This is a genomic window from Nostocoides jenkinsii Ben 74 (assembly GCF_001046875.1).
GTDB lineage: Bacteria > Actinomycetota > Actinomycetes > Actinomycetales > Dermatophilaceae > Nostocoides_A > Nostocoides_A jenkinsii.
In genome coordinates this window covers 3,436,156-3,441,594 of sequence record NZ_HF571038.1, presented here as the reverse complement: position 1 = coordinate 3,441,594, position 5,439 = coordinate 3,436,156, and the positions used below count along the sequence as shown (strand labels likewise).

At 70.3% G+C, this 5,439-nt stretch carries 7 protein-coding genes and 1 pseudogene; 2 read left to right on the top strand and 6 right to left on the bottom strand.

Annotated features, from left to right (window positions below; translation table 11 throughout):
• Positions 1 to 60: 60 nt before the first annotated feature.
• The gene (locus BN13_RS16395) at positions 61 to 783 is read right to left on the bottom strand and encodes a DUF4386 family protein (protein ID WP_048548243.1); all 723 of its coding nucleotides are present in this window, start codon (positions 781 to 783) and stop codon (positions 61 to 63) included.
• Between the two features lie 199 nt (positions 784 to 982).
• Here BN13_RS16395 and BN13_RS16390 point away from each other — a divergent pair, with 199 nt between their 5' ends.
• Both BN13_RS16390 and BN13_RS16385 read left to right on the top strand, forming a co-directional pair.
• Positions 983 to 2,905 (top strand): sensor histidine kinase, encoded by a 1,923-nt coding sequence (locus BN13_RS16390; protein ID WP_048548242.1) that lies wholly within the window; start codon positions 983 to 985, stop codon positions 2,903 to 2,905.
• A complete protein-coding gene (locus BN13_RS16385) occupies positions 2,902 to 3,555 on the top strand; it encodes a response regulator (RefSeq protein ID WP_048548241.1) in 654 nt (217 codons plus the stop codon). Before BN13_RS16390 ends, BN13_RS16385 begins: the two co-directional genes overlap by 4 nt.
• Positions 3,556 to 3,628: 73 nt before the next feature.
• Here BN13_RS16385 and BN13_RS20490 read toward each other — a convergent pair.
• The 5 genes and pseudogenes from BN13_RS20490 to BN13_RS16365 all read right to left on the bottom strand — a co-directional run.
• Positions 3,629 to 3,958: pseudogene (locus BN13_RS20490) on the bottom strand (aldo/keto reductase); the annotation flags it as partial.
• Positions 3,871 to 4,296 carry a hypothetical protein gene (locus BN13_RS20485; RefSeq protein ID WP_048548240.1) on the bottom strand — a complete coding sequence of 142 codons (426 nt, stop codon included), beginning with the start codon at positions 4,294 to 4,296 and terminating at the stop codon, positions 3,871 to 3,873. The pseudogene BN13_RS20490 and the gene BN13_RS20485, both read right to left, overlap by 88 nt.
• A complete protein-coding gene (locus BN13_RS18895; protein ID WP_084733839.1) occupies positions 4,297 to 4,479 on the bottom strand; it encodes a hypothetical protein in 183 nt (60 codons plus the stop codon). It abuts the gene before it with no gap.
• A gap of 28 nt (positions 4,480 to 4,507) precedes the next feature.
• Positions 4,508 to 4,741, bottom strand: coding sequence for a hypothetical protein (locus tag BN13_RS18890; protein ID WP_157038642.1), 234 nt, complete (start codon positions 4,739 to 4,741; stop codon positions 4,508 to 4,510).
• 228 nt (positions 4,742 to 4,969) lie between these two features.
• Complete coding sequence (locus tag BN13_RS16365; protein ID WP_048548239.1) at positions 4,970 to 5,230, bottom strand: tetratricopeptide repeat protein; 261 nt, start codon at positions 5,228 to 5,230, stop codon at positions 4,970 to 4,972.
• Positions 5,231 to 5,439 lie beyond the last annotated feature (209 nt).

Below are 5,439 nucleotides of genomic sequence, written 5' to 3'. Positions count from 1 at the left end.
GAGCCGGCCTAGCGGGCCGCCGCACCCGGGTATGCCGAGTGCGGCGGACCTCGAGCCGGCCTAGCGGGCCGCCGCGCTGGACGTCTGCGCCATACCGCGGTTCGGGATGTCCGTTCGCGCCGCGCGCAGCCGCGCCAGCAGCACCGGCGCCAGCCCGAGGGCGGTGACTATGGCCCACACGGGCGAGACGACCATGGAGGAGCCCAGCACGGCCATCGCGAGCCCGGCTAGCAGGACCAGCACGAGGGCCCATCTGGGGATCAGTCGCGCTCGGTACAGGGCGATCGCCGCCACCGGCCAGAAGAAGAGCCAGCCCACCAGGTAGGGCGAAAAGACCACCAACCCGAAGGTGTTGTCCGTCGTCGCCATCCCCACGGTGACGGCCGACTCCCGGTCCGGCAGGGAGGCCAGGATCTGGTTCCAGGCGTAATAGCCCATCAGGTGGACGAACTCGCCGATCACCAGGCAGCCGCCGATGATCAGTGCCGCCAGGGACCAGCGCGGCGACCGTTCCGAGGTGAGCCGGCGAGTGACCGCGACCGCGGGCACGGCCACCAGCGCTGCGACCAGGGCCAGCCAGGACGCGGCCTGATAGAGCGAGAGCTCGCTGGAGATGGACGCCAGCATGGCGCTCGTCTGTTCGCGGCTGGTCGCGTCGATTATTCCGGTGGTCGCGCCGGCCTCCTCGGCTCGCATCCTGAGCACATCGGCGATGGCGGCGATCAACGGGGCGAGGACCAATGATCCCGCACCGAGGGTGACCCAGTGGCTTTTGGTAGGCATATTCCGATTCCTTTCCGACGGGAGCCGCGGCGGCTGCCGGGCGCGGGTCACCACGATCCGACGTCGGGACTCCCGGCCACGTCACCCGGTGGTCGTTCGTATGCCGAGGATCGGCGCGCGGTCGGTCTCGCCTCGGCGGACCCGGGATCCATCGCACGATGGATGCCGGCTGCGGAATCGGGGGCTAGCCTGCGAAGGCATGACGACCCGTCCGACTCGCGAGGAGCTGGTGCTCGCCGGGGCCGGGCTGGTTTGGGTCGTGGCCGGGCTCTGGCGCACGCCGGGGGTCGCCGCCACGGTCGGGGCCGGTGTCTCGGCCGGTCTCCTGGTGTCCCGGCAACGGCCGCAGGTGGCGGCGGCGCTGGTGCTCGCCGCCGCCGCCTTGGCACCTGTGCTCGGCGTGCCGAGCGAAAGCCCGGCGACGCTGTTGCCGGTCGTCGTGGCGATCTATGGGCTCGGCCGGTGGGCCGGCCGGACCGCGGCCATCACCGGCGGGGCGGCCTTCGTTGTGCCGGTGGCCTGGTCCGATGGCTGGTCATGGCCGACCCTGCTCTTCACCCTCTTCCTGTACGGGGTGTGCTGGGGCTTCGGACGGGTGGTTGCCGCCAAGGCCGCGGGTGCCGAGCGGGAGCGCGCGGTGGCCGATCGCGCGCAGGCTCAGGATCCGGATCACCTGGTGGCGGCCGTGGTCGCCGCCGAGCGGACCCGGTTGGCCGCCGATATCACCGAGGTCGTCGGTGCCTGTGTCGGCGAGATGGCGACCGGGGCCGAGCTGGCCCAGACGGACCTGTCCGCGCATCGGATCGAGACCATCCGCCGGCGGGGGGCAATGGGGGTTACCGAACTGCGCCGCTTGCTGGGGCTGTTGCGAGAGCGAACCGGGCCCGAGGACCTGACCGACCCGACCCCTGGCCGGGCGGCCCATGCCCTCGGACTCCCGATCCGCGACCTGGTCGCGTCGGTCGTTCTGGTGGTGGTCACCGTCGCCGGCCTGGTCGGCGGCGGGCAGCCGCCACAGCGCGCGACATTGGTTCTGCTCGCGCTGCTGCCGTTCACGCTGCTCCTTCGCCGGGATCAGAACAGCCTGGCGATGCTCCTGGCGGCGGCGGTAATCGCGCTCGTCGACCTCATACAGCCGGTTTCGCTCGGTGCTGGACCGGCGCTGGTGGTCATGATCTTGTCCTGGTCGGCCGCGGCGGACGGTCGCAGATCTGTCTGGGGGTGCTGGATGGTGCTTCTTGCCACCGGGATCGTGACGGGGGCGAGGAACGATCCGGACAATGTGGCCATGCTCGGCCTGTTAGCAGCCCTGTCCGCCTGGGCCGGTCACGCCTGGACCGACAGTGACCACCGCGAGCGGGTCGCGCACGACCGCATGGTGGCCGCCCAGTCACTCGTTGAGGCTGCCGTGGTGGAGGCTGTCCGGGCCGAGCGGCTGCGGATCGCCCGCGACCTGCACGACGTGACCAGTCATGCGCTCGGGGTGATGGTGGTGCAGGCCGGGGCGGCCGCCGCCCAGCGCGACCGCGATCCTGAGCGGGCGCGCGCCAGCCTCGCAGTCGTTGCGGCGGCCGGTCGGCATGCCGCGCTCGACATCGACCGTCTTGCCCGGCTGATCGAGGCGGGGGCATTGGGCGCGCCCGACGGCCAACTCCACCACGACCAGCCGATCGACCTCGCCGATCGGTTGCGAGGCTTGGCCGAGCGGGTCGGCCGAGCGGGCCTCGAGCTGACGCTGAATGTGCTGCCCGCCCACCCGGCGACAACTCCACCAGCAGATGATCGCGGCGCGCCCGAGAGTGCGGTCGACCTGGTCGTCTATCGGGTGGTGCAGGAGTCGTTGACCAATGCGATTCGTCATGCCCCGGGGAGTCGGGTGCAGGTCACGGTCGTGGCCCGGGCCGCAGACTGGCAGGTCCAGGTGCTCGACGATGGCGGTGATGGCGTCGCGGCGGCTGTCCCGGGTGCCGGCTTCGGGCTGGCCGGTGTGGCCGAGCGAGTGCGCGATCTCGGCGGGAGGTTGACCGCAGGGACCACCCCGGATCGCGGATGGTCAGTCGCGGCCACCATTCCACGCCACCGGACCGTCCCGGCGGCGGGCGATGTGAGCGACTCGTCATGATCTCCGTGGTGCTCGCCGATGACCAGGCCATGATCCGGGGCGGACTGCGGGCGATCCTTGACGCGGAAGCCGATATCGCGGTGGTCGCCGAGGCGGCCGACGGACGCCAGGCCGCCCGGGCGGCCCGAGAGCATGCCGCCGATGTCGTCCTGATGGACATCGAGATGCCGCACGTCAGCGGCATCGACGGGATCCGGCTGACCGCGACCGCGCGACCCGAGGCCCGGGTCCTGGTCCTGACCACTTTCGATCTCGACGAGTACGTCTTCGACGCCTTAAAGGCCGGCGCCAGCGGCTTCCTGCTGAAGACCTCCCCACCTGCCGAGCTGGCGCAGGCGATCCGGGACTGCCACGGCGGACACCTGCTCTTTGCCCCGGAGGTGACCCGGCGGTTGGTGGACAGCTTCGTCCGGCGGCGCACCAGCGGGGCCGGCGTGCCTGAAGCGCTTCAGGCATTGACACCACGGGAGTTGGAAGTGTTCTTGGCACTGGCCAAGGGCTGGTCCAATGCCGAGATCGGCTCCAGTCTGTTCTTGGGGGAGGCGACGGTGAAGACGCATGTCACCCGGATTCTGGCCAAGCTCGGCTTGCGCGACCGGGTCCAGGCCGTCGTGCTGGCATACGAGTGCGGGGCTGTGGGCGCCGACTGACCGACCACCGCCCGAGCGGGCCGAAATGGCAGCTCGAGATCTTGCTGGTTCATGCCTCGGGGATGACCCGGCCTTATCCGGCCAAGGTGACCGTCTCTGGATCGGGTCTGCCACGGACGCCGGTGTCGAGCGCGTCGATCGCTGCGAGCTCCGCATCGGTGAGGGCAAAGTCGAAGACATCGAGATTGGCGACGATCCGCGCCGGAGTGACGGACTTGGGGATCGCGGAGCGGCCCTGTTGCAGGTGCCAGCGCAGCATCACCTGGGCGGGGCTCTTGTCGTGCGCTTGGCCGATCGCCCCGAGCACCGGGTCGGTCAGGGTGCTGCGGCGATCGCCGCCGCGGCCGGGATAGAAGGTGATGCCACCGATCGGCGACCACGCCTGGGACAAGATTCCCAACTCGTCGTTCGGGTCAGGTCGGCGGTGACGTCGACCGGGCGGGCCTTGATGGTGCGCACGACCCGGGCGTTGGCGATGGCCCCCCAGTCGGTGGGCTGGGTATTGAAGTCCGCCGGTGATGCGAACTCGCGGCCGGGAATGAAGGAGGTCTCGAAGAACCCGTTGCGGCGTTCGACCACGCCCTTCGATTCGGTGTCATACGGCTTGAGCCGTTGCAGGGTGGTGGCCAGGGTGCCGGTGAACGCGCCCACCCTTTCGGCGTGCCGCTTCCCGCGGCCGATGCCGGACTCGTTGTCCCAGATCAACCGCCGCGGGACCCGACCGAGCAGCGGCAGCAGCATCTACATGCCCAATAGCAGGTGCGCGGTGTGGCGGGTCGGGATCATCCGCCCGACCATGAACCCGGAGTGCGCGGAGGTGATCACCAGGACCTGAAGCAGCACCCTCGTGCCGTCCTCGAGCGGGATCTTCTTCGGCGGGAACCACGGGTCGCATTGCGCAGCATCACGCGGCAGCCAGGTCAACCGGTCCGACGCGTCGACCGGGCGATACTCAGGGACGCAGCCGCCGTACGTTGTCGCGGAACGAGGTGATCGACCCGGTCCAGCCGATCCGCTCGGCGATCACCGACGCCGGCATACCCGGCGTCCTCGCGAGCAACTCGCGCACGTGCGGTTCGAACGGCGTGAACGCCGTCGGCACCGCCGGCCGCTCGTACTGCTGCGGCCCGCCCGAGGCCACGGCCCGCGCCGCCGTCGACCTGCCGACGCCCAAGTCTCGTGCCACTGCCGCTGCGGAACGCCGTCCGCGACCAGCCGCCGGATGCCGGACACAGCGCCAATCGCTCGCGCGCACTTGCCGACGACCTGCTCGACGTCGAGGATGAACAGCCCCCCGGTCGGTGGTCGTCTACTAGAGCCCCGGCGCAAGCCGACGTGCTCACCCAGGACTGGCAACCCATCGATCCAACCGCCCCCAGGTGAGCCACCGGGCGAGGCTTGACGCTGCGCGCTTTCATGCCGGGTCCCCGGCGGGGCAGCCGGGATTCCTCAGTGATTGCACTGCGGCGATCTTTCTGCGGGTCACGACGGTGTTCGGGTGGTCCGGGCCGAGGACCCGCTCCCTGTCGGCCAGGGTCGCCTCGTAGAGGGGGATGGCGCGCCCCAGGTCCCCCGCCGACCGATAGGCGCCGGCGAGGTTGTTCCGCGACAGCAACGTGTCGGGTGGTCCGGGCCGAGGACCCGCTCCGCTACCGATCTGGAAGCCGTCGCTCACACCCTCAACAACAGGCCCCGCAAAGCCCTCGGCTGGAAGACGCCAGCCGAGGTCTTCACCGATCAACTACGATCCCTGAAACAAGCCGGTGTTGCATTGACTACTTGAACCTGCCCAGTACACCTCGATCCGGCTCACCGGCCACCTCGAACTGGCCGAGATCGCGGCCTCGATCGGGTCGGTCGGCGATGCCCTGGACAACGCCATGA

Excerpts from the sequence above, each read along its gene's own strand:
- BN13_RS16395 (WP_048548243.1), bottom strand. The coding sequence starts at position 783 with ATGCCTACCAAAAGCCACTGGGTCACCCTCGGTGCGGGATCATTGGTC.
- BN13_RS16390 (WP_048548242.1), top strand. The coding sequence starts at position 983 with ATGACGACCCGTCCGACTCGCGAGGAGCTGGTGCTCGCCGGGGCCGGG.
- BN13_RS16385 (WP_048548241.1), top strand. The coding sequence starts at position 2,902 with ATGATCTCCGTGGTGCTCGCCGATGACCAGGCCATGATCCGGGGCGGA.
- BN13_RS20485 (WP_048548240.1), bottom strand. The coding sequence starts at position 4,296 with ATGCTGCTGCCGCTGCTCGGTCGGGTCCCGCGGCGGTTGATCTGGGAC.